The organism is Brachybacterium huguangmaarense, from assembly GCF_025725725.1.
Lineage (GTDB): Bacteria > Actinomycetota > Actinomycetes > Actinomycetales > Dermabacteraceae > Brachybacterium > Brachybacterium huguangmaarense.
The window spans coordinates 2,326,517-2,348,232 of sequence record NZ_CP107020.1 but is presented as its reverse complement, the minus strand read 5'-3'; the positions used below and the strand labels follow the sequence as shown (position 1 = coordinate 2,348,232).

Sequence of the window (21,716 nt, the reverse complement as noted above, 5' to 3'; positions counted from 1 at the left end):
CCTGCCGGTCAGCGCGCCTCGGCCCGGCGGTATCGGATGTGTGTGGCGAGCGGCGACCCCAGCACCTCGACGGGCTCGAGGTCGAAGTCCTCGACGCCGTCGAACAGGCGCTCGCCGCGTCCGAGCAGGACGGGCGCGACGTCGAGGGTCAGCTCGTCGATGACCCCGGCGCGCAGCGCCTGCTGCACGGTCGAGGCGCCGCCGGCGATGTCGACGCCGCGCCCTTCGGCCGTCTCGACCGCCCGCGCGTAGGCGGCGTCGAAGCCCTCGGTGACGAAGTGGAAGACGGTGCCGCCCTCCATCTCGATCGGCTCGCGTGCGTGGTGCGTGAGCACGAAGACCGGCGCGTGATACGGCGGTTCGGGCCCCCACAATCCCGTCCAGTCGGGGTCCCACTCGCCGCGGCCCGGGCTGAACATGTTGCTCCCCATGACGTAGGCGCCGCGAGGCCTCATGAGCCAGCCCTCGGCGATCCGGTCGTTCTCGGTGGCCCGCGGATCGCCCATGTGCCAGGGGTGCAGCTCACCGCCGCGGACGCCGAGGCCGTTGGCGAGGCTCTGGTCGGGCCCGGCGACGAACCCGTCGAGCGAGATGGACATGTGGCACGTGGTGTCGGACATCGGTGTCTCCCAGGTCGAGGCTCGCCGCTCATCCTGCCACCGCGGAGGCGCCGTCGCGGCGATGTGCTCTCTCCGCCTCCGGCGGATCAGCCCACCGTGGATCCGCCCCGCGCGGAGAACCGTCGTCCCGAGCCGCGCGCGGACGCAGGATCGAGCCATGACCACCACCGCCCAGAACCGCCCACCCGCCCTGGCCGACCTGACCGCCGCGAGCCTGCTCGACCGGCGCGTGCTGATCCTCGACCGCGAGCTCGATCAGGACAACGGAGCCCAGCTGTGCTCGCAGCTGATCCTGCTCGCCGCCGAGCGCCCCGATCGCGACATCACCCTGCTCATCAACTCCCCCGGCGGCCTCGTGCCGGCCATGCTGGCCATCGGCGACCTCATGACGCTCCTGCCGTGCGACGTGCGGACCGTCGCCCTCGGCATGGCCTACAGCGCCGGTCAGTTCCTGCTCACGCAGGGCGCCCCGGGCAAGCGCTACATCCTGCCGCACGGCAAGGTGCTCATGCATCAGGGGTCGGCGGGGTTCGGCGGCAGCGCGGCCGACATCGAGATCCAGGCGGAGGACCTGCGGCGCAACCGGGACCTCCTCATTCGTCTCACCGCTGCCCGGACCGGCCGCAGCGTCGAGCAGATCGCCCGGGACTCCGAGCGCGACCGCATGTGGGACGCGCAGGAGGCCGTCGCGTATGGCTTCTGCGACGCGGTGCTGAGCGACCTCGCCCAGATCCTGCCCGGCCGCGGACCGAGCGGCGACGACCTCTCCCCTGCCGACCGGCGGGATCCGGCCGGGTTCTCGGCGGCCACGCCCGCCGCCTCCGACCGTCCCGAGGCGAGCACCCGCCCCGCCGAGAGACCGGAGCCCCGGCCCGAGACCACCACGGAGGAGTCCCGATGAGCACGTACACGATCCCCCACGTCATCGAGCGCACCGCCTCGGGCACCGAGCGCACGGCCGACGTGTTCTCCCGGCTGCTCTCGGACCGCATCGTGTGCATCGGCACGCCGATCGACGACGGCGTCGCCAACACCGTGATCGCGCAGGTCCTGCACCTCGAGAACGACGCCCCGGACCAGCCGATCCAGCTCTACGTCAACTGCGAGGGCGGGGACGCCCAGGCCGTGCTCGCCGTCCACGACGCGCTCGCGTACGTGCGCTGCGACGTGGCCGTGACGTGCATCGGGCAGGTCGTGGCCGCACCGACCATCCTGCTGGCCGCGGGCACACCCGGGCTGCGCGCGATCCTGCCGCACGCCCGGGTGGTCCTGCATCCGCTCGAGGCGAGCGGGCGCGGGGCGGTGCCGGACCTGATCCTCGCCGCCGAGGAGGTCGAGCGGGTGCGACGGTCCCTCGAAGCGCTGCTGGCCGAGCACACCGGGCAGAGCCTGGACCGGGTGCGCCACGACCTCGAGCGCGAGCGGGTGCTCGACGCCGAGGCGACGGTCGCCTACGGCATCGCCGACCGGGTGCTCGTCAGGCGGCCAGCAGCAGGGCGCCGCTGACGGCGCCGCCCGCTCCCCCGCCCGGCAGGCTCGTCACGGTCGGTCGCGGCAGGGAGGCGGCACGCCCGGTCAGGTCGAGCACGGGTGCGACCGCCGCCGAGGCGTCGATGCGGCGCAGCAGGTCCAGGACGTCGATCGCGAGGGCGCCGGTGATCGCGGCGAGCACCTCGGACGACGGGTCCTTGCGGCCGCGCTCGACGTCGGACAGGTGCTGGATGCTGACGCCGCTCGCGGCCGAGAGCTGTGCGAGCGTGCGACCCTGCCGATGCCGCTCACGACGCAGGGCGTCGCCGAGGAGCTCGCGGAGCAGGGGCTGCAGGTGCTCGTCCATGTCCCGAGACTACGGAGCAGGGGCGGCCGGCGCCCCGGTCTCCGCCGTGAGCGGAAACGCCGGAGGCCCACCCCGCGCGCCGTGAAGCCCGCCGGGGGACCGTGGTCGGCCCCGCACGGTCCGCCGACAGGCACGACGATGCGTCCCCGCGCCTCGCCGCGCGCGCCCGACGCACGGCAGGCGGCGCGCGGCCGTCAGGCGGCGGGGACGGCCTCGGTCTCGGCCTCGTCGAAGGTCGCGGTGTCGATCACGGCACGGAAGTAGACCTCGCCGCTCACGACGCGGTCGTAGGCCGCCTCGACCTCCTCGACGCCCACCGTCTCGATGACCGCCCCGAAGTGGTGGTCGGCGCAGAAGTCGAGCATCTCCTGGGTCTCGGCGATGCCGCCGATGTTGGAGCCGGCGAGCACCTTGCCGCCGCCGATGAGCGGGCCGAAGTGCAGCTCCTGGGCGGCCGGCGGCAGCCCGACGACGGCCATCACGCCGCGCGGCTTGAGCAGCCCGAGGTACTTGTCCACCGGGATGTCGGCGCTGATGGTGTTGAGGATCAGGTCGAACTCGCCGCGGTGCGCCTCGAAGAAGCCGTCCTCGGTGGTCGCGAGCATCTCGCTCGCGCCCAGGTCGATCGCGAGCTGCTCCTTCTTGCGGCTGCGCGAGAGCACCGTGACCTCGGCGCCCTTGGCGGCCGCGATCTGGACGCCCATGTGGCCCAGGCCGCCCAGGCCGAGCACCGCGACCTTCTTGCCCTCGGCGGCGCCCCACCGTGCGAGCGGCGAGTAGGTGGTGATGCCCGCGCACAGGAGGGGCGCGGCCACGTCGAAGTCGAGGGCGTCGGGGATCCGGCAGACGAAGCGCTCGTTGACGACGACCTTCTGGGCGTAGCCGCCCTGGGTCACGCTGCCGTCGACGTCGATCGAGTTGTAGGTGCCGACGTTGCCGCGCAGGCAGTTCTGCTCGAGGCCGGCCAGGCACTGCTCGCACTCGCCGCACGAGTCGACCATGCAGCCCACGCCCACGCGGTCGCCGACCTTCCAGCGGGTGACGCCCTCGCCGACCGCCTCGACGACGCCGGCGATCTCGTGGCCCACGGTCAGGGGGAAGCGGGCCTCGCCCCACTCGTTGCGGACGGTGTGGATGTCGCTGTGGCAGATGCCTGCCGCCTTGATGTCGATCACGACGTCGTCCTCGCGCGGGTCGCGACGCTCGATCTCGACGACCCGGAAGGGCTGGTCCGGACCGGTCTTCTGCAGGGCCTTGACGGTGATGGGCATGGGGGCCTCCTCGAGTTCGGATGTGGATGCGTCGGGGGCCGGCCGTGGGCGCGGGGCTCTCCGCGGACGCTCGCCCCAGCCTAGTCCCGCTGGATGACAGACGGCCGGGAGGGTTTGCCGCTCCTCCCGCTCGCACCCGGTCCGCGACCGGTCCGGTGGCGATAGTGTCGGGACTCTCGCCCGGTTCCGCAGGGCACCGTCTGTCACCGCCCACGAACGGAGAGCGCGCATGCCCACCTCGCAGCCGACCACCCCGGTCATCCCGACCCTGCCCAACCTGCGCGACCTCGGTGGGAAGAGCACCGGCGATGGCCGGCGCGTGCGCCCGGGCATCCTGTTCCGCTCGGTGGATCTGAGCCGTCTCGACGAGGACGGCACCGCGGCCGTCGTGGGCCTCGGGATCCGCACGGTCTACGACCTGCGCACCGCCCAGGAGTCCGAGCAGCGTCCCGATCGCGTCCCCGAGGGCATGCGCCGCGTCGAGCTCGACGTGCTGGCCGATGCCTCGGACAATGCTGCCGCCCAGCTCGGACCCGTGGTCGAGGACCCCAAGCAGGCCGAGCGCATCCTGAGCGCGGGAGGGGCGGCGCGGGTGTTCCGCGACGCCTACCGCGATCTCGTGTCGCTGCCGAGCGCGCGCCGCTCCTATCGCGGGCTGTTTCGCGGGCTCCTCGACGACGGCCGCGAGCCTGCGCTCTTCCACTGCACGACGGGCAAGGACCGCACGGGCTGGGGTGCCGCCTCGCTCCTGCTCGCCCTCGGCGTCGACGAGGACGAGGTGCGCGCGGACTACCTGCGCACGAACGACGACCTGCTGCCCGCGCTACGGCCCCTCTTCGACCGCTTCGAGCAGGCGGTCGGCGACCCCGAGCTGCTCGAGCCCGTGCTCGGCGTGCGCGAGGAATACCTCGACACGGCGCTCGACGAGGCCCGGGCGCGCTTCGACGGCATCGACGGCTACGTGCGCGACGGGCTCGGGCTGTCCGACGACGAGATCGACCGCCTCGGCGAGACGCTGCTCGAGGACGCCTAGCGCGACGGCCGCGTCACACCGGCGTCCTGCCCGGGCGCGCTCAGCGCTGGACGAGCTTGAAGAACGTCGAGTCCGAGCCGTCGGCGTGCTTCTCCTGGTACAGCAGCGCGAGCTCCTCCTGGTCGAACTTCACGAACCAGTCGTCCCACGAGACGCGCTGGAGGTCGTCCGAGCCCGCCCCGCCGGGGAAGTCGAACCGCAGCACTCCGAGGTCGTCGTCCTCGGCCGTGCCACGGACGCTCGCCGGATGCCCGTCGTGGTCCTCGACCCAGCGGCGGATCTCGTCGTGATCGGTGGTCGTGCGGCTCTCCGATGCCATGGTCTCTCCTGTCCGTCGCATCTCCGCCGGCACCCTGCGGCATCAGCGGAGATTCGTTCGCTCCGTGGTGATCGATGGGCTCATGAGCCTAGGCACGGGGACTCGTCGGAACAAGGTTCACGGGCATCGAACGGCGCGCGGAACGCGAGGCGGGCGACGATGCCTCCGCCCCTCGGCGATGGCGACGGGGCGGTCCCATCCCCGGTCAGGGCCGTTTCGGGGATCGATGGGCCTGACGAGACAGGCAGCCGGGGCGAGAAGCGCTTCTCGACCACGTGGTCGAGAAGCGCTTCTCGGCGAAGACGGCAGTGGTCAGCGCTTCTCTTCTCCTCATCACCGCCGGCGGGGAGGCCGCGGACCATTCGTCGGGAGGTGAGTTGAATGGCACACTCCGATCCATGCGAATCCTGGGAGTGAACGCCGTCTTCCACGACTCGTCCGCGGCACTGGTCGTGGACGGGCAGATCGTGGCCGCTGCGGAGGAAGAGCGCTTCTCGCGCCGTAAACACGCCAAACGCCCCGTGCCGTTCTCGGCGTGGGAGCTGCCCGAGCTCTCCATGCGCTGGTGCCTCGAGGAGGCCGGGATCGAACCGGCCGACCTCGACGTCGTCGCGTACGGCTTCGATCCGGATCTCGCCGCCCACATCCCCGACGATCCGTCGGACCCCCTGCGGATCGACTACGTGCGTCGGGCACCCGCCTTCCTGGCCGAGGCGCTGCCGGGGCTGGACCCCGGGAGGGTCCGGTACGTCCCGCACCACGTGGCCCACGCCGCCTCCGCCGGCCTGGCCGCCCCGTCGCGGACCAGCAGCGTCCTGGTGCTCGACGGCAGGGGCGAGGCGCACTCCCACCTGGCAGGCCGATACCGCGACGGGGAGCTCGAGATCCTGCGGCGCCAGGAACTCCCGGACTCGTTGGGGCTGGTCTACGAGTCCCTCACCGACCATCTCGGCTTCCTGCGCTCGAGCGACGAGTTCAAGGTCATGGCGCTCGCCTCCTACGGCCGGCCCCGCTTCGCCGGTGAGCTCCGCGAGCACATCCACGCGACCGGTGACGGCGGCTTCCGGGCCCTCACCCCCGACTGGAGCCGCTTCGCCCCCCGCCGTGTCGACGACGGCACCTGGGGAGGTGACCATGCCGACCTCGCGGCGTCCGTGCAGGCCGTCGTCGAGGAGACGCTCGTCGACCTGGCCACCTGGCTGCATGAGCAGACCGGGGACAGCGTGCTCACCATGGCGGGTGGCACCGCGCTGAACTGCGTCGCGAACTCGCGGATCTGGCGCGAGTCGCCCTTCACCGAGGTGTGGGTCCAGCCCGCCTCGGGCGACTCCGGCACCGCGCTCGGCGCCGCTCTCCACGTGGCGCAGGAGGCGGGCGAGCTCGGCGCGCCGCAGCCCACCGCTGCCCTCGGGCGGTCCTGGGACGACGAGGAGCTGGCACAGTGGCTGCGCACGGCTCAGGTCCCGTTCACGACGCCCGACGATCTCGCCGGGGAGGTCGCGGACATCCTGGCCGACGACGGCGTGATCGCCTGGTTCGAGGGCCGCAGCGAGTTCGGGCCTCGCGCGCTCGGACGTCGCTCGCTGCTCGCCAACCCGATGCGGGCCGAGAACCTCGAACGCCTCAACGACGTCAAGGGTCGCGAGCAGTTCCGGCCCGTCGCGCCGATGGTGCTCGAGGAGCGGGCCGCGGAGATCTTCTCCGACGGGCCGATCCCGAGCCCGTTCATGCTCTTCGTGCACACGGTCGCCCCCGAGTGGCGCGAGCGGATCCCGGCGGTCACCCACGTCGACGGCACGGCGCGGATCCAGACGATCTCGGACGACGACGTCCCGGGCATCGCCGCGCTGCTGCGCGCGTTCGAGGAGCGCACGGGCGTGCCCGTGGTCGTCAACACCTCGTTGAACACGGCCGGCCGCCCCATGGTCGACGACCCGCGCGACGCCCTCGAGCTGTTCGGCTCCGCCCCCGTGGCCGCGCTCGTGCTCGGCCCTCACCTGGTGCGACGGGCCGCGTTCGTGGAGGGCCCCCGGTGAGCGCTGTGCCGACGGGGTCGGAGACCTACGCGGTCGTCATCCCCTCCCTCGGCCGCCCCTCGCTCGCTCGCCTGCTCGAGACCCTCGCCGACCAGGACCTGGCCGCCGGAGGCGCCGTCCCGCTCGAGGTGGTCGTGGTCGACGACCGGCGCGGCGCCGACCTGCCGCCGCTCGACCTGCCCGCTCACGCCGGCGGCCCGGTGCGCGCGGTGCGCGGGTACGGCCGCGGTCCTGCGGCCGCTCGCAACCGGGGCTGGCGCAGCGCACGCCGCAGCGGTGCGACGTGGATCGCCTTCCTGGACGACGACGTCGAGCTCCCCCGGGACTGGGCGGGCCGGCTCACGCGGGATCTCGCGTCCTGTGCGCCGGGAACCGGGGGCAGCCAGGGTCGCATCGAGGTCCCGCGCCCCGCGGATCGGCGACCCACCGATTGGGAGCGCAATACCGCCTCCCTCGAGCAGGCCGCCTGGGCGACGGCCGACATGGCCTATCGTCCCGCCGCGCTCGAGGCCGTCGACGGATTCGACGAACGCTTCCCCCGTGCCTACCGCGAGGACGCCGATCTGGCCCTGCGCGTGAGGCACGCGGGATGGCAGCTCGTGCGCGGCGAGCGCCGGGTGCTCCACCCCGCCCGACCCGCCGACGCCCTCGTGAGCCTCCGCGTCCAGGCCGGCAACGCCGACGACGCGCTCATGCGCCGCCTCCACGGTCCGCGATGGCGGGAGCAGGCGGAGGCGCCCCGCGGCGCCCTCCGCGCTCACCTGGTCACCACCGCTGCGCTCGCGGCGGCCGCATCCGGGACCGTCCTCGCCACCGCGGTGGGACGGTGCTCCACCGCGCGCGCCGGTCGGGGCCTCCTGGGAGCGGGTCTGGCCGTGTGGGGCGTGCAGTACACACGCTTCCTCGCGCGCCGCGTGCTCCCGGGGCCGCGACCGGGCGATGACCGCTTCGCCTCCGAGCTCGCGCGCATGGGCGTCACGAGCGCCGCGATCCCCGTCGCCGCCGTGCGCCACCGCCTCCGCGGGACGATCCGCCACCGCCGCACCGTCCCCTGGCCGCCCCCTGTCCGTGCCGTGCTCTTCGACCGCGACGGCACGCTCGTGCACGACGTGCCGTACAACGGTGACCCCGAGCGGGTGCGCCCGGTCGAGGGGGCCCGCGAGGCGCTGGCCGCGCTCCGCGACGCGGGCCTCGCGCTCGGCGTGGTCTCCAATCAGAGCGGCATCGGGCGGGGCCGGCTGACGACCGCGCAGGTCGATGCGGTCGACCACCGCATCCGGGAGCTCCTCGGCCCGTTCGGCACGTGGCAGCGTTGCCCCCATGCACCCGATGCCGGGTGCACGTGCCGCAAGCCGATGCCCGGCATGGTGACGGCAGCGGCGGCCGCCCTCGGTGTGCGGCCCCAGGAGTGCGTCGTCATCGGTGACATCGGGGCCGATGTCGAGGCCGCGCACGCGGCAGGCGCCCGCAGCGTCCTGGTGCCGACGCCGCAGACACTGCCCGCCGAGGTGACGTCGGCCCCCGAGGTCGCGGCGACCCTGGGCGAGGCCGTCGCTCTCGTCCTGCCCGGTCGGGATGCCGCCGGGGGCCGGCGATGACCCGCGTCCTGGCGGTCCGCCTCGACTCCGACGGTGACGTGCTGCTCACGGGGCCGGCGATCCGTGCGCTCGGACGTCTCGGCCACCCCGTCGACGTGCTGGCCTCCCCTGCGGGCTCCGCCGCCGCGCGGCTCCTGCCCGGGGTCGACGAGGTGCTCGAGTTCGCTGCGCCGTGGTCCGGTGTCGCGCCGCCCGAGGTCGACCCGGTGGCCACCCATCGGCTCATCGCGACCCTCGCCGACCGCGACTTCACGACCGCGGTCATCTTCACCTCCTTCCACCAGAGCCCACTGCCGATGGCGCTGCTCGCGCGCCTCGCGGGCATCGGGCACATCGCGGCGACCAGCGCCGACTATCCCGGCACCCTCCTGGACGTGCGGCACCACCGAGCCGATCCGCCCGGGGGCGGGCACGAGGTGGAGGCCGCGCTCGCGCTCGCGGCCGCCGCCGGCGCCCCTCCCGCCGTCGGCGCCGAGCGGCTCCTGGCCGTGCGGCGCCCTCTGCCGCCCGTGCCGCCGGCCCTCGAGGGCGAGCGTTACGTGGTCCTGCATCCGGGAGCGTCCGTTCCCTCCCGCGCGCTCCGACCCGATCACGCGGCGGAGCTGACGGCCGCCCTCGTGCGATCGGGACGCCGGGTGGTCCTCACCGGCGGACCGGGTGAGCGTGACCTGGTGCTCCGGGCCCGCCATGGCGCCCTCACGATCCTCGGCGCCGACGGATCCCGGTGGCGCGGAACCGCAGCGGACGCCCTCGTCGACCTCGCCGGCCGCACCGATCTCGCGGGCCTGGCCGCCGTGCTCGAGGCCGCGGACTGCGCGGTCGTCGGGAACACGGGGCCCGCGCACCTGGCCGCAGCCGTCGGCACCCCGGTCGTCTCGCTGTTCTCCCCGGTCGTGCCCGCCCTGCGGTGGGCTCCCTACGGCGTCCCCACCGTCGTGCTCGGCGACCAGCACGCCGCGTGCCGGGACAGCCGTGCCCGGCAGTGCCCGGTGCCCGGCCACCCGTGCCTGTCCGGTGTCACACCCGAGGAGGTCGTCGCCGCGGTCGACGAGCTCGGCGGCCCGACCGCAGCCACCGCGACCCCGCTGACAGGAGGACATCGATGCGCATCCTGATCTGGCATGTCCACGGCTCGTGGACCACCTCGTTCGTCCAGGGCGAGCACACCTATCTGCTGCCCGTCGTCGAGGACCGCGGCCCTGACGGGCGCGGTCGCGCCCGCACCTGGGACTGGCCCGCCGCGGCCGTGGAGGTCACCCCCGAGCAGCTCGCGGACGAGCAGATCGACGCGGTCGTGCTCCAGCGTCCCCACGAGCTCGACCTGGCCCGCGCCTGGACCGGTCGGCGCCCGGGGAGCGAGCTGCCCGCCGTCTACCTCGAGCACGACACGCCACGCGGCCCGGCCGCCGCCACCCGCCACCCGGTCGCCGATCGTGATGACATCCCCCTGGTCCACGTCACGCACTTCAACCGGATCATGTGGGACAACGGGCTCGCGCCGACCGCGGTGATCGAGCACGGCATCCTCGACCCCGGCCCTCTCTACACCGGCACCATCCCGTCGGCCGCCGTCGTGGTCAACGAGCCGGTGCGCCGCGAGCGCATCGCCGGCACCGACCTTCTCGTGTACCTCGCGCGCGGCCTCCCCGTCGAGGTGTACGGGATGCAGACCCAGCGCCTGGCCGACGTGGCCGAGCACCTCGCGGGCCATGTCCACGAGAGCCTCTCGCACGACCAGCTGCATCCGACGCTCGGACGCCATCGCCTCTACCTGCACCCCTACCGCTGGACCAGCCTGGGCCTGGCGCTGCTCGAAGCCATGATGATCGGGATGCCCGTGCTCGGGCTCCCCACCACCGAGGCACCGCGCGCCGTGCCACCCGCCGCCGGACTGCTGTCCGCCGATCTCAGCGAGCTCGCGACCCGCGCCCGCCTCTGGCTGCACGACCCGGGCGAGGCCGCGGCCGCCGGCGCGGCGGCCCGCGACCACGCCCTGGCCCATTTCGGCATCGACCGGTTCCTCACGGACTGGAACCACCTCCTGGAAAGGCTCATCCCATGAGACTTGCCATGATCTCCGAGCACGCCAGCCCCCTCGCCGCCCTCGGCGGCGTCGACGCCGGGGGCCAGAACGTCGTGGTCGCCGCCCTCGCACAGCACCTCGCACGACGCGGCCACGACGTGACCGTCTACACCCGACGCGACGATCCCGACCTCGCCGAGAGCGTCGACCTCGCCGACGGCGTCCGCGTGGTCCACGTGCCGGCAGGGCCTCCCGCGCCACTGCCCAAGGACGAGCTCGAGCCGTTCATGGACGACTTCGGACGCTGGACCGCCCGGCACTGGTCCACCGTCGGGACCCCCGACCTCGTGCACGCCCATTTCTGGATGTCGGGCATCGCCGCGCGACGCGCCGCCGCCGCCGCGGGCATCCCCGTCGTGCAGACGTTCCATGCGCTCGGCGTGGTCAAGCGCCGCCATCAGGGCTCGGCCGACACCAGCCCGCCGGACCGGCTTGACGTCGAGCGGGAGCTCGCGGCCGGTGCCGATCTGGTGCTGGCGACGTGCCGTGACGAGCGCGAGGAGCTGCTCGCCCTCGGCGCCGATCCCGCCCGCATCGAGATCGTGCCCTGCGGCGTCGATCTCGACGCCTTCACGCCGTCGCCCCCGCCCGGCGAGGCGCGGCCGCCTCGCATCCTGTCGCTCGGACGCCTGGTCGAGCGCAAGGGCGTCGAGACGCTCGTGCGCGCCCTCGCCCAGCTCACCGCGACCGACGGACTCGAGGACACCGAGCTGGTGATCGCCGGCGGGCCGGACCGCGACGACCTCGACGGGGACCCCGAGGCGCTCCGCCTACGTGCCGTCGCCCGGGAGTGCGGCGTCGCCGAGCGCGTGCACTTGCTCGGGCGCATCGACCACGAGACGATCGGCGAGCTGCTCGCCGACACGGACGTCGTCGCCTGCGCCCCGTGGTACGAGCCCTTCGGCATGGTCCCGCTCGAGGCCATGGCCGCGGGCCGGCCGATCGTGGGCAGCGCCGTCGGAGGGTTCCTGGACACCATCGAGCACGAGCGCACGGGACTGCACGTCCCGCCGCGGGACGCGTCCGCGACGGCCGCCGCCCTGCGCCGGATCCTGACGGACCCGCGAGAGGCCGCCGAGATGGGCCGCGCCGGCCGCGAGCGCGTCGAGCGCCTCTACGGCTGGGAACGCGTCGCCGAGGCGACCGAGCGGGCGTATCGCCAGGTGCTGAGCCGCTACCGCGGACGGCGTCCCTCGGGTGACCGGGCCGGCCGGTGGCTCGAGCGCCACCTCGACGAGCTGCGGACCGCATCGGCCCGCGCCTCCGCGCACGCGACGACCATCGACCGCTGGGGGGCTCACCTCGCGGGCGTGCTCACCGCGGGAGGGCGCCTGCTGGCAGCCGGCAACGGGGGCAGCGCCGCCGAGGCGCAGCACCTCACCGCGGAGCTCGTCGGGCGCTTCGTCGACGAACGCGTCCCCCTGTCCGCCCTCTGCCTGTCGTCCGAGACGTCGAGCCTGACCGCGCTGCTCAACGACTACGGCCGCGACGAGGTGTTCGCTCGGCAGGTCGCGGCCCATGGCCGGAGCGGCGACGTCCTCGTGCTGCTGTCCACGAGCGGCCGCAGCTCCAACGTGCTCGCAGCCGCCGAGCGGGCCCGCGCGTGCGGTCTGAGGGTCTGGGCGCTCACCGGACCCGGCCCCAATCCGCTGGCCGGTCTCGCGGACGAGGCGATCGCCGTCGACGCACCGAGCGGCTCGGTGGTCCAGGAGCTCCACCTGGCCCTCGTGCACGCCCTGTGCGCCGCCGTCGACGCGCGCCTGCTCCCCGTCTCGACGTCGACGGCCACGACCGCGACCTCTCCGGCGCCGACGGTCGCGCTCGCACCGCCGACCCCGATCCCGGCCGCGGCGAGCGCGGAGACGGGCGGACGCGCATGAGCACCCTGCGGATCGTGGTGGTGGGGGACGCCCTGCTGGACCGGGACATCGACGGCTCGTCCACGCGACTGGCACCGGACGCCCCGGTGCCCGTGGTCGACGTCGCGACCACGCGCTCGAGCCCCGGAGGAGCCGGGCTCGCGGCGCTGCTGTGTGCCGAGACACCGGCGGACCAGGATGCCGAGGCCCCCGCCGTCGAGGTCACCCTGCTCGCCCCGCTGGCCGATGACGAGGCCGGCCGGGAGCTCGTCGCGACCCTGGGACCGGTTCGCATCGCCCGTCTCGGCCACCGCGGCGCCACTCGGACCAAGACCCGCGTCCGCAGCGGCGGACACGGCCTCGCCCGCCTCGACGAGGGCGGGCCGGGCACCCCCGTCGACGTCGACGCCGAACATGTCGCCCGTGTCCTGGCGGCCGCCGACGCCGTGCTGGTCTCCGACTACGGAGGCGGCATCACGCACGACCCGGCCGTCCGCGCGGCGCTCACCGACCACGCCCTGGCCGGCGGCATCGTGGTCTGGGATCCACATCCGCGCGGTGCGCCCCCCGTGCCCGGGTGCGCGCTCGTCACGCCCAACCGGGCCGAGGCGGAGGCCCTCTGCGGACCGGTGACCGAGGAGTCGGCCGTCTCGGGCCAGGAGCTGGCCGCCCGGCTGCGCGAGCAGTGGGACGCCCACGCCGTCGTCGTCACGGCCGGCGGTGACGGCGCGCACCTCGCGACCGCCGATGCGAGCGTGCACGTCCCCGCGCGCGCCGTCCATGACGGTGATCCGTGCGGTGCCGGCGACCGGTTCGCCTCGACCGCGGCGCTCGCCCTCGCCGCCCACCTCGCCCCGCCGGTCGCCGTCGAGCGCGCCGTCGCCGCCTCCGGGCAGTGGGTCGCAGCGGGCGGGGCCGCGGCCTTCCGGGCGCGCGCGGCGGAGAGGCCCGCCGCGCACGGCCTCGGCACGGACCTGCCGATCGACGTGCGCACCGTGGTCGAGGACGTGCGGCGCCGTGGCGGCCGCCTGGTCGCCACGGGAGGCTGCTTCGACGTCCTGCACGCCGGTCACGTCCGCTGCCTCGAGGAGGCCCGCCGCCTCGGTGACGCCCTCGTCGTGCTGCTGAACTCGGACGACTCCGTCCGGCGTCTCAAGGGCCCGGACCGCCCCGTCACCACCCAGGACGATCGCATCCGCATCCTCCAGGCGCTGCGCAGCGTCGACGCCGTGCTCGTCTTCGAGGAGGACGATCCGCGCGTCGCCCTGCGCCGACTCGGCCCGGACGTCTGGGTCAAGGGCGGTGACTACGACCCCCGCAGCCTCCCGGAGACGGAGGTCGTCGAGGCCCTCGGCGGCGTCGTCGTCACGCTCCCGCAGCTGCCGGGTCGATCGACCACCGCGATCCTGGAGACGGTCCGCGGTCTCGACGACCGTGACCCGGGGAGCCATGCCGGGAGCCACGTCCCGGAGCCTGCTCACGCCGCCCCGGAGCATCTCGGGGACGGTGACGTGCTCGTGCTGCGCGCTCTCGGTCTGGGCGATGCGCTGACCGGCATCGCCCCACTGCGGGGCATCCGCCGGCTCCTGCCCGACCATCGGATCGTGCTGGCCGCGCCGGAGGGCATCGGCGCCTGGCTCACGGGCCTCGGACTGGTCGACGCCGTGCTGCCGAGCTCCGGGCTCACTGATCTGCCGACGACGGGCGGAGGCCACATGGCCGTCAACCTGCACGGCCGCGGACCCCGCAGCCATGCCGTGCTGGAGGCGACCGGGCCGCGCCGCCTGATCGCCTTCGCGGACCCCGTCAGCGGACGGCACGGCCCGCGCTGGTGCGCCGACGAGCACGAGGTGGATCGCTGGTGCCGCCTGGTCACCGCCGCGGGCGGCCCGTGCGGACCGGCCGACCTCCGCCTCCGGGCCCATCACCCCGTCATGCCGGGTGCCCCCGTCGTGCTCCACCCCGGTGCCGCGGCCGGGTCCCGTCGCTGGCCCCGCGAGCGGTGGCGCACCGTGGCCGCCGCGCTCGCGCGGGCCGGGCACCGCGTGCTGATCACGGGCTCCGAGGGCGAGCGCGAGCTGGCGAGGGCCGTCGCCGTGGGGATCGACGGCGTGACCGACCTGTCGGGCACCCTCGACCTCGACGGCCTCACGCGGACCGTCTCCCGGGCATCTCTCGTCCTGAGCGGCGACACCGGCATCGCCCACCTCGCCACGGCGCTCGCCGTGCCGTCGGTGGTGCTGTTCGGGCCCACACCTCCCGCTCTCTGGGGGCCCCGCATCGATCCTGAGCTGCACACCGTGCTGTGGCACGGTTCGACCGGTCCCGACGCCGACCGTCCGGGCGATCCCCATGCCGAGGCGCTCGACCCGCGCCTGGAACGGGTGACCGTCACCGAGGTGCTGGAGGCGGCCGCCCACCATCTCGCGGCCCGCCCGCCTGCGCCGGGAGGCGGGGGCGCCGGTGCCTCCGAGCTCGCCGCCGTCCCCTGCGTCGTCCACCCCGATCCGATCGAAGGAGCACCATGACATCGCCCGACCTCCCGACCACCCGACGCCCGGACGCCCTCCCTGCGACCCCTGCGGAGGAACGCTCGAGCACGCGTCCTCATCTCTCCGACGGCGCGCCCTTCCGGCGAGCGGTCGTCACCGGCGGGGCGGGCTTCCTCGGCAGCCATCTGTGCAGCGAGCTGCGGCGACGCGGCACCGAGGTGCTGTGCGTCGACAACTTCCTCACCGGCACCCCCCGCAACGTCGCCCATCTTCTCGGCGACCCCGGCTTCCGCCTCGTGCAGTGCGACATCACCGACTACATGCACGTTCCCGACGAGGTCGACCTGGTGCTGCATTTCGCGTCCCCCGCATCGCCGGTCGACTACCTGAAGCTGCCGATCCACACCCTCAAGGTGGGGGCGCTGGGCACCCTGCACGCCCTCGGGCTCGCCAAGGAGAAGGGCGCGCGCTTCCTCCTGGCCTCCACCTCCGAGGTGTACGGCGATCCGCAGGTGCACCCCCAGCCGGAGGACTACTGGGGCCACGTGAACCCGGTCGGTCCGCGCGGCGTCTACGACGAGGCCAAGCGCTTCGCCGAGGCCCTCACGGTGGCCTACCGGTCCGAGAACGACGTCGACACGGCGATCGTGCGCATCTTCAACACCTTCGGTCCCCGGATGCGGCCCTTCGACGGCCGCGCGATCCCGACGTTCATCCGGCAGGCGCTCGCGGGCGAGCCCCTCACGGTCGCCGGCGACGGGTCGCAGACCCGCAGCGTGTGCTACGTCGACGACCTCGTGCGGGGCGTCCTCGCCCTGGCCGCGAGCGGACACAGCGGCCCCATGAACATCGGCAACCCGCACGAGCAGAGCGTCCTGCAGATCGCCCACGACGTGATCGCCGCGACCGGGTCCTCCTCGAGCGTGGAGCACGTGGCCCGGCCCGTGGACGACCCCACCGTCCGACGCCCGGACACGACGCTCGCCACCCAGGTGCTGGGCTGGGAGCCCTCCATCTCCTGGCGCACCGGGCTCGACCGCACGGTCGCGTGGTTCCGCGAGGAGCTGTCCGACGACGCCTCGCGGGTCGCCTGAGGACGGGTCGCCTGAGGGCGGGTCGACCCGAGGCAGCTCGAGCGGCCTCGGGTCCTAGTCCCCCTCGCCGCCGGACGCCAGGGCAGCGAGCACGGCCTCGGTCGACGGCGACACGCCTCGACGTCGCCGGAGGGCGGCGGGCACGTCCGGAAGCGCTCGGAACAGTCCTCGGCGCCCCGGTGCGCCGGCTCGCACCGCGGCGACGGTCTGCGCCGCGACCACGCTTCCGGGCCGGCGCATGATCGCCGTCAGCACGGCGCTGCGGGTCAGGGCGGCCCGGCGGGCGTCCGGGGCGTCCCGCCGCGGCGAGGGGTGGTGGTGCGCCCGCACCGCCGGCACGTGGCACAGCTGCCACCCGGCGTCGAACAGGTCGAGCGCCACGCGCTCCTCCTCCCCCGGGAAGCGCACCACGTCGTCGAACCCTCCCACCGCGAGGAAGGCGCTGCGCCGGACGATCGCCCCGCAGGCGACGAAGCCCAGCAGGGCGGGGCCGGGGCCGTCGGGCGGCGTGCCCAGCGGCGAGGAGGCCAGGACCGCGTTGAGCGGATCGGGCCGCTCCTCGGGGCCCACCAGGATCGCGCCGGCGATCACCGCGAGCCGCGGACGTGCCGAGAAGATCGAGACGGCGTGCTCGAGGGCACCCGGCTCCCACCAGGAGTCGTCGTCGGCGAAGGCCACATACGGCGTGTCGGCGAGCTGGACGCCGATCGTGCGCGCCGCCGCCCCGAGATTGCGGCCCAGCGCGAGCACGCGCACCTGCGGGTGCGCCGCGCGCACGGCGGCGACCGAGCCGTCGGTCGAGCCGTTGTCGACGACGATCACCGGCGCGGTGTGCCGACCGAGATGGCGGACGAGCTCCTCGCGCCGGTCCCGCGTGGCGACGACCACGGTGACCTGCGCGGCCGGGTCCGTGCTGGTCTCCTCCATGGCGATCACGGCCAGGAGGGCTCGTCGGCATGCGCGATGAAGAGCTCGCGCACCTCGCATCCCGCAGGCTGCGTGAGCGCGAACAGGACCGCGTCGGCCACATGGGCGGGATCGTTCAGGCTCGCATCGTCCGCCGGACGGTACTGCTCGGTGCGGTCGTCGAAGAAGCGCGTCCGCATCCCCCCGGGGATCAGCTGGGTGACCCCGACCTCGCCCTTGAGCTCGGCGGCGAGGGCCTGGGTGAACCCCAGCACCCCGAACTTGGAGGCGCAGTACGCGGTCGCGTCGGAGGCCCCCTTGAGCGCGAGCGTCGAGGCGACCGTGACGACGCGTCCGCGCGAGGCCCGGAGCGCCGGCAGGGCGGACCGGACGGTCGAGACCGTGCCCATCAGGTTGACCAGCACCACCCGTTCCCACTCGGCCCAGGAGACGTCCTCGAGCGCTCCGGGGCGGTCGATCCCCGCCGCCGTGACGACGGCATCGAGTCCTCCGGCGTCAGCGATCGCGCGTGCCACGGTGTCGGCGACGACATCGGCGTCCGCGACGTCCGCCTGGTAGGCGGCGGCATCCTGCACGTCGGCGATGTCGCGGTCCACGACGATCGGGGTGCCGCCGCCGGCACGGACCGCGGCGACGACCGCGGCACCGAGGCCGGAGGCCCCTCCGGTCACGAGCACGCGTCCAGGGCTGGTCATGGGCATGGATGGTCCTCACTCGTCTCCGGCGCCGTCCTGTCCGGGCGCCGCTCTGCTCGCCCCACCGTATCGACGGCCGTCCCCGGCTGCGACCACCCGGGCCAGGCGGTAAGCGCGGCGTGGGTCCGTTGGATACGCTCGCGACGGACCCATGACCCCTTCCGCGACAGGAGCATCATGAGCGACGCCCGCAACGGATCCCTCGACGGCCGCACCGACGCCGATCCCCTCCCCACCATCTCCGTGGTCGATCCCCGCGACGGCACGCCGGTGGGGACGCTCCCCTGCGCCGCTCCGGCACAGGTCCGCGCCGCGATCACCGCCGCCCTGAGCTCCGCTCGCACCTGGTCGCGCACCGAGCCCGAGCGACGCGGAGCGCTGCTGCACGAGGCGGCCGACGCCGTCGAGCAGCACGCGGAGGAGCTCGCCGAGCTGACGACCCGGGAGACGGGCAAGCTCGCCGACGACGCCCTCGGCGGCGTGCGCGCAGGCGTGGGCACGCTGCGCCAGTATGCCGAGCTGGGGCCCGTGCATCGCGGGCACAGTCTGCGGGGAGGCGTGCTCGCCGCCGACTGGACCGTTCCCGAGCCGCGGGGCCTGGTCGTGGCCTTGACCCCGTGGAACGATCCGATCGCGGTCGCCGCCGGCCTCCTCGGAGCCGCTCTGGTCACCGGCAACACGGTCATCCACAAGCCCAGCGAGCGCTGCCCGCATGTGGGACGACGCCTCGGCGAGGTGCTCGCCGGCGTCCTGCCCGAGGGCGTCCTGACCACGCTCGTCGGCGGCCCCGACGTGGGACGTGCGCTCAGCTCGTCCCCGGACGTCGACGTCATCGCCCACGTCGGCTCGAGCGCCACCGGACACGCCATCGCCCGAGCCGCCGCCGAAACCGGAGCGCATGTCGTCCGCGAGAACGGCGGCAACGATCCCCTGGTCATCGACGACGACGTCGACCCGACGTGGGCGGCCGCGCAGGCCGCGCTCGGCGCCTTCGCCAACGCCGGACAGATCTGCACCTCCGTCGAACGCATCTACGTCCATCAAGCCATCGCCGCACCGTTCCTCACGGCTCTCACCGAGGAGGCGGCGCGCCGGGACCGGGACGGCGCCCTGGCGCCCCTCGTCGACCGCCGGCTGCGGCGGGCGGTCCACGAGCAGGTCACGCAGGCCCTCGAGGCGGGCGCGGTCGCGCTCACGGGAGCGGTCGTCCCCGAGGGACCCGGAGCGGCCTATCCGGCCACCGTGCTGCGGGACTGCACCGCGGAGATGACCGTCATGCGCGAGGAGACCTTCGGGCCCGTCGCGCCGGTGCAGATCGTCGAGAGCTTCGCCGAGGGACTGCGCCGCGCCGGCGAGGGACGGTACGGCCTCGCGGCGACGGTCCTGACGGGCCGTCTCGCGCACACGCAGCAGGCGCTCGCGGACCTCTCGGTCGGCACGCTCAAGGTCAACAACGTCTTCGGCGGAGCCCCGGGAGGCTCCGCGCAGCCCCGGGGCGACAGCGGCGACGGCTTCGGGTACGGCCCCGAGCTGCTGGATGAGATGACACGCGTCAAGGTCGTGCACGTGGAGATGCCGGCCGGCTGACGGGTGTGTGCGGGCTCGCACGACGAGAGGGACCCCGGGAGTACCCAGACGCATCCCGCGGTGGCATGATCTCCGTTCGTGGCACAGAACCTGCGCCCGCCCTCGCCGTCCGACGAGGCGGGCAACCCCCACACCGAGCCCGCCGCGACGGGTACCCAGGACGCGGAACCCGCCCCGGCGGGGCACTCCCCCGCACCCGACGGCACCGCGATCACCGAGAGCTCCACGGCACCGCCTCCGAGCGGCTCGACCGCCGCCCCCGAACCGGCCGCCGAGACGCACTCCCACACCCCTGTGCTCGGGCCCGACGGGCGCCCCCGCGCGCGCCGCCCGCTCATGGCGCTCATGATCGGCGCGATCGGCGTGGTCTTCGGCGACATCGGCACGAGCCCGCTGTACGCGCTGCAGACGGTGTTCAGCGTGCACCACAACGCGGTCAGCCCCTCGGAGGAGGACGTGCTGGGCATCATCTCGATGGTCACGTGGTGCCTCATGCTGATCGTGTCGTTCACCTACGTGGGCGTCATCCTGCGGGCCGACAACCAGGGCGAGGGCGGGATCCTCTCCCTCGCCGCCCTCGTGCGCCGCAAGCTCGGGCTCCGCTCGCGCCAGGCCGCGATCGGCATGATCCTCGCGATCATCGGCGCCTCCCTCTTCTACGGCGACTCGCTCATCACCCCCGCCATCTCGGTGCTCAGCGCCTTCGAGGGCCTCGAGGTCGCCAATCCATCGCTCGCCGCCTACGTCGTGCCGGCCGCCGTGACGGTCCTCGCCCTGCTGTTCCTGGTCCAGCGCTGGGGCACCGGCGTCATCGGTCGCGCGTTCGGCCCGATCATGGTGCTCTGGTTCGTCGTGATCGGCGTGCTCGGGCTGCCGCGGATCCTCGAGAACCCGTCGATCCTGCGCGCCGTCTCGCCGACCTACGCGTTCGCGTTCGCCCTCGACCGTCCCGTCGTCGCGTTCATCGCGATGGGCGCCGTGGTCCTCGCGGTCACAGGCGCCGAGGCCCTGTACGCCGACATGGGCCACTTCGGACGTCGTCCGATCGCGTTCGCGTGGTTCTGCCTGATCCTCCCGGCCCTTCTGATCAACTACTACGGCCAGGGCGCGATGATCCTGCGGGACGCCTCGACGGTCGACAACCCGTTCTTCCACCTCGCGCCCCCGTGGGCGCGCATCCCCCTCGTGGTGCTCGCGACGTGCGCGACCGTGATCGCCTCCCAGGCGGTCATCTCGGGCGCGTTCTCGGTGTCCCGCCAGGCCACGCGCTCCTCGATCCTCCCGCGGCTGCGCGTGATGCAGACGTCGCGCGAGGTGGGCGGCCAGATCTACGTGCCCGTCGTCAACGCGATCCTGTTCGTGGGCGTGCTCGCCCTGGTCCTGACGTTCCGGTCCTCCGAGCGGCTGGCCTCGGCCTACGGCCTGTCGGTGACGGGCACGCTCATGCTCGAGCTGTCCCTGTTCCTGCTGCTCGCCTACCGGGTGTGGAAGTGGGCGCTGTGGCGGGTGGTCCTGATGGCCGTCGTCGTGGGCGGCCTCGAGCTGTCCCTCTTCGGCGCCAATGTCGTCAAGGTCGCCTCGGGCGGCTGGCTCCCGCTCGTGATCGCGGCGATCGCGCTGACCGTCATGCTCACCTGGAAGCGCGGCTCGAAGATCATGTTCGGGCGACGGGCCGAGATGGAGGGGCCGATCGAGGACTTCGTCGCGGAGGTCAAGCGGCTCGGCGTGCCCCGTGTGCCCGGTCTGGCCGTCTACCCGCACGGCGACGTGCGGACCACGCCGCTGGCCCTGCGCAGCAATGTCGAGTTCAACCACGTCCTGCACGAGCACGTCGTGATCGTGACCATCAAGAACATCGGGGTGCCCCATGTGCGCCACGATGCGCGCATCTCGGTGTCCGACCTCGGGGACGAGGACGACGGGATCGTGCACGTGCTGTGCCGCGTCGGCTTCAACGACTCCCAGGACGTGCCCAAGGCGCTGCGGCTCGCGGCCGGCAAGTGCCGCGAGCTCGACATCGACCCCGAGGAGGCCACCTACATGCTCTCGGTGTTCAGGATCGAGCCCGGGGACGACCGCTGCATGCCGCACTGGCAGAAGAGCCTGTTCCGCTTCCTCGAGAAGTTCTCGGCCAACCGCACCCAGGTGCTGCACCTGCCGCCCACCCGGACGATCGTGATGGGGGCCGAGGCCGAGCTCTGAGCCGCGGCCGGCGCCTCAGCGCGGCCGCCGCCTCAGCGGTGGCGCCGCCTCAGCGCGGCCACC

General features: G+C 74.0%; 18 protein-coding genes. 12 read left to right on the top strand and 6 right to left on the bottom strand.

Going from position 1 to position 21,716, the window contains the following annotated elements:
- Positions 1–8: 8 nt before the first annotated feature.
- On the bottom strand, positions 9–620 hold the full coding sequence (locus tag BRM3_RS10705) for a dihydrofolate reductase family protein (protein WP_263593301.1): 612 nt from the start codon (positions 618–620) through the stop codon (positions 9–11).
- Between the two features lie 157 nt (positions 621–777).
- Here BRM3_RS10705 and BRM3_RS10700 point away from each other — a divergent pair, with 157 nt between their 5' ends.
- Positions 778–1,521: a ClpP family protease gene (locus BRM3_RS10700; protein WP_263593300.1), complete on the top strand. Its 744-nt coding sequence runs from the start codon at positions 778–780 to the stop codon at positions 1,519–1,521.
- Entirely contained in the window at positions 1,518–2,126 is a 609-nt protein-coding gene (locus tag BRM3_RS10695) for a ClpP family protease (protein ID WP_263593299.1), read from the top strand. Before BRM3_RS10700 ends, BRM3_RS10695 begins: the two co-directional genes overlap by 4 nt.
- Here the strand turns inward: BRM3_RS10695 and BRM3_RS10690 are convergent.
- Positions 2,098–2,457 (bottom strand): helix-turn-helix domain-containing protein, encoded by a 360-nt coding sequence (locus tag BRM3_RS10690; protein WP_263593298.1) that lies wholly within the window; start codon positions 2,455–2,457, stop codon positions 2,098–2,100. The genes BRM3_RS10695 and BRM3_RS10690 overlap by 29 nt on opposite strands.
- Before the next feature lie 194 nt (positions 2,458–2,651).
- Positions 2,652–3,728, bottom strand: a complete 1,077-nt coding sequence (locus tag BRM3_RS10685; RefSeq protein WP_263593297.1) for an NAD(P)-dependent alcohol dehydrogenase — start codon at positions 3,726–3,728, stop codon at positions 2,652–2,654.
- Positions 3,729–3,957: 229 nt separating this feature from the next.
- Between BRM3_RS10685 and BRM3_RS10680 the strand changes: the two genes are divergently transcribed.
- On the top strand, positions 3,958–4,761 hold the full coding sequence (locus tag BRM3_RS10680; RefSeq protein WP_263593296.1) for a tyrosine-protein phosphatase: 804 nt from the start codon (positions 3,958–3,960) through the stop codon (positions 4,759–4,761).
- Between the two features lie 40 nt (positions 4,762–4,801).
- Here BRM3_RS10680 and BRM3_RS10675 read toward each other — a convergent pair whose 3' ends face one another.
- On the bottom strand, positions 4,802–5,080 hold the full coding sequence (locus tag BRM3_RS10675; protein WP_263593295.1) for a hypothetical protein: 279 nt from the start codon (positions 5,078–5,080) through the stop codon (positions 4,802–4,804).
- A gap of 398 nt (positions 5,081–5,478) precedes the next feature.
- Here BRM3_RS10675 and BRM3_RS10670 point away from each other — a divergent pair, with 398 nt between their 5' ends.
- From BRM3_RS10670 to BRM3_RS10630, 7 genes are read left to right on the top strand one after another with little or no spacing between them, the layout of a single operon-like run.
- Positions 5,479–7,116 carry a carbamoyltransferase family protein gene (locus BRM3_RS10670; protein ID WP_263593294.1) on the top strand — a complete coding sequence of 546 codons (1,638 nt, stop codon included), beginning with the start codon at positions 5,479–5,481 and terminating at the stop codon, positions 7,114–7,116.
- The gene (locus BRM3_RS15075; protein ID WP_318152402.1) at positions 7,113–8,714 is read left to right on the top strand and encodes an HAD-IIIA family hydrolase; all 1,602 of its coding nucleotides are present in this window, start codon (positions 7,113–7,115) and stop codon (positions 8,712–8,714) included. The genes BRM3_RS10670 and BRM3_RS15075 overlap by 4 nt, the downstream gene beginning before the upstream one ends.
- The gene (locus tag BRM3_RS10655; protein ID WP_263593293.1) at positions 8,711–9,829 is read left to right on the top strand and encodes a glycosyltransferase family 9 protein; all 1,119 of its coding nucleotides are present in this window, start codon (positions 8,711–8,713) and stop codon (positions 9,827–9,829) included. The genes BRM3_RS15075 and BRM3_RS10655 overlap by 4 nt, the downstream gene beginning before the upstream one ends.
- On the top strand, positions 9,817–10,776 hold the full coding sequence (locus tag BRM3_RS10650) for a glycosyltransferase (protein WP_263593292.1): 960 nt from the start codon (positions 9,817–9,819) through the stop codon (positions 10,774–10,776). Before BRM3_RS10655 ends, BRM3_RS10650 begins: the two co-directional genes overlap by 13 nt.
- The gene (locus BRM3_RS15070) at positions 10,773–12,677 is read left to right on the top strand and encodes a glycosyltransferase (RefSeq protein ID WP_318152401.1); all 1,905 of its coding nucleotides are present in this window, start codon (positions 10,773–10,775) and stop codon (positions 12,675–12,677) included. The genes BRM3_RS10650 and BRM3_RS15070 overlap by 4 nt, the downstream gene beginning before the upstream one ends.
- A complete protein-coding gene (locus tag BRM3_RS10635) occupies positions 12,674–15,184 on the top strand; it encodes a PfkB family carbohydrate kinase (RefSeq protein WP_263593291.1) in 2,511 nt (836 codons plus the stop codon). Before BRM3_RS15070 ends, BRM3_RS10635 begins: the two co-directional genes overlap by 4 nt.
- Positions 15,181–16,242 (top strand): UDP-glucuronic acid decarboxylase family protein, encoded by a 1,062-nt coding sequence (locus BRM3_RS10630; RefSeq protein ID WP_263593290.1) that lies wholly within the window; start codon positions 15,181–15,183, stop codon positions 16,240–16,242. The genes BRM3_RS10635 and BRM3_RS10630 overlap by 4 nt, the downstream gene beginning before the upstream one ends.
- A 54-nt stretch (positions 16,243–16,296) precedes the next feature.
- Here the strand turns inward: BRM3_RS10630 and BRM3_RS10625 are convergent, their stop codons facing one another.
- Positions 16,297–17,169, bottom strand: a complete 873-nt coding sequence (locus tag BRM3_RS10625) for a glycosyltransferase family 2 protein (protein WP_263595448.1) — start codon at positions 17,167–17,169, stop codon at positions 16,297–16,299.
- Positions 17,170–17,174: 5 nt separating this feature from the next.
- Positions 17,175–17,870 carry an SDR family oxidoreductase gene (locus BRM3_RS10620; RefSeq protein WP_263593289.1) on the bottom strand — a complete coding sequence of 232 codons (696 nt, stop codon included), beginning with the start codon at positions 17,868–17,870 and terminating at the stop codon, positions 17,175–17,177.
- Positions 17,871–18,041: 171 nt separating this feature from the next.
- On the opposite strand from BRM3_RS10620, the gene BRM3_RS10615 reads away from it, so the two are divergent.
- Together BRM3_RS10615 and BRM3_RS10610 are read left to right on the top strand one after the other, a co-directional pair.
- Positions 18,042–19,451, top strand: coding sequence for an aldehyde dehydrogenase family protein (locus tag BRM3_RS10615; RefSeq protein ID WP_263593288.1), 1,410 nt, complete (start codon positions 18,042–18,044; stop codon positions 19,449–19,451).
- Positions 19,452–19,529: 78 nt separating this feature from the next.
- Positions 19,530–21,653: a potassium transporter Kup gene (locus tag BRM3_RS10610; RefSeq protein ID WP_263593287.1), complete on the top strand. Its 2,124-nt coding sequence runs from the start codon at positions 19,530–19,532 to the stop codon at positions 21,651–21,653.
- Positions 21,654–21,716: the final 63 nt, after the last annotated feature.

Bases quoted from the DNA above. Each gene is read 5' to 3' on its own strand.
- BRM3_RS10695 (WP_263593299.1), top strand. From the start codon at position 1,518: ATGAGCACGTACACGATCCCCCACGTCATCGAGCGCACCGCCTCGGGC.
- BRM3_RS10635 (WP_263593291.1), top strand. From the start codon at position 12,674: ATGAGCACCCTGCGGATCGTGGTGGTGGGGGACGCCCTGCTGGACCGG.
- BRM3_RS10705 (WP_263593301.1), bottom strand. From the start codon at position 620: ATGTCCGACACCACGTGCCACATGTCCATCTCGCTCGACGGGTTCGTC.
- BRM3_RS10670 (WP_263593294.1), top strand. From the start codon at position 5,479: ATGCGAATCCTGGGAGTGAACGCCGTCTTCCACGACTCGTCCGCGGCA.
- BRM3_RS10680 (WP_263593296.1), top strand. From the start codon at position 3,958: ATGCCCACCTCGCAGCCGACCACCCCGGTCATCCCGACCCTGCCCAAC.
- BRM3_RS10630 (WP_263593290.1), top strand. From the start codon at position 15,181: ATGACATCGCCCGACCTCCCGACCACCCGACGCCCGGACGCCCTCCCT.
- BRM3_RS10620 (WP_263593289.1), bottom strand. From the start codon at position 17,870: ATGCCCATGACCAGCCCTGGACGCGTGCTCGTGACCGGAGGGGCCTCC.
- BRM3_RS10700 (WP_263593300.1), top strand. From the start codon at position 778: ATGACCACCACCGCCCAGAACCGCCCACCCGCCCTGGCCGACCTGACC.
- BRM3_RS10675 (WP_263593295.1), bottom strand. From the start codon at position 5,080: ATGGCATCGGAGAGCCGCACGACCACCGATCACGACGAGATCCGCCGC.
- BRM3_RS10685 (WP_263593297.1), bottom strand. From the start codon at position 3,728: ATGCCCATCACCGTCAAGGCCCTGCAGAAGACCGGTCCGGACCAGCCC.
- BRM3_RS10650 (WP_263593292.1), top strand. From the start codon at position 9,817: ATGCGCATCCTGATCTGGCATGTCCACGGCTCGTGGACCACCTCGTTC.
- BRM3_RS10625 (WP_263595448.1), bottom strand. From the start codon at position 17,169: ATGGAGGAGACCAGCACGGACCCGGCCGCGCAGGTCACCGTGGTCGTC.
- BRM3_RS15070 (WP_318152401.1), top strand. From the start codon at position 10,773: ATGAGACTTGCCATGATCTCCGAGCACGCCAGCCCCCTCGCCGCCCTC.
- BRM3_RS10690 (WP_263593298.1), bottom strand. From the start codon at position 2,457: ATGGACGAGCACCTGCAGCCCCTGCTCCGCGAGCTCCTCGGCGACGCC.
- BRM3_RS10655 (WP_263593293.1), top strand. From the start codon at position 8,711: ATGACCCGCGTCCTGGCGGTCCGCCTCGACTCCGACGGTGACGTGCTG.
- BRM3_RS10615 (WP_263593288.1), top strand. From the start codon at position 18,042: ATGAGCGACGCCCGCAACGGATCCCTCGACGGCCGCACCGACGCCGAT.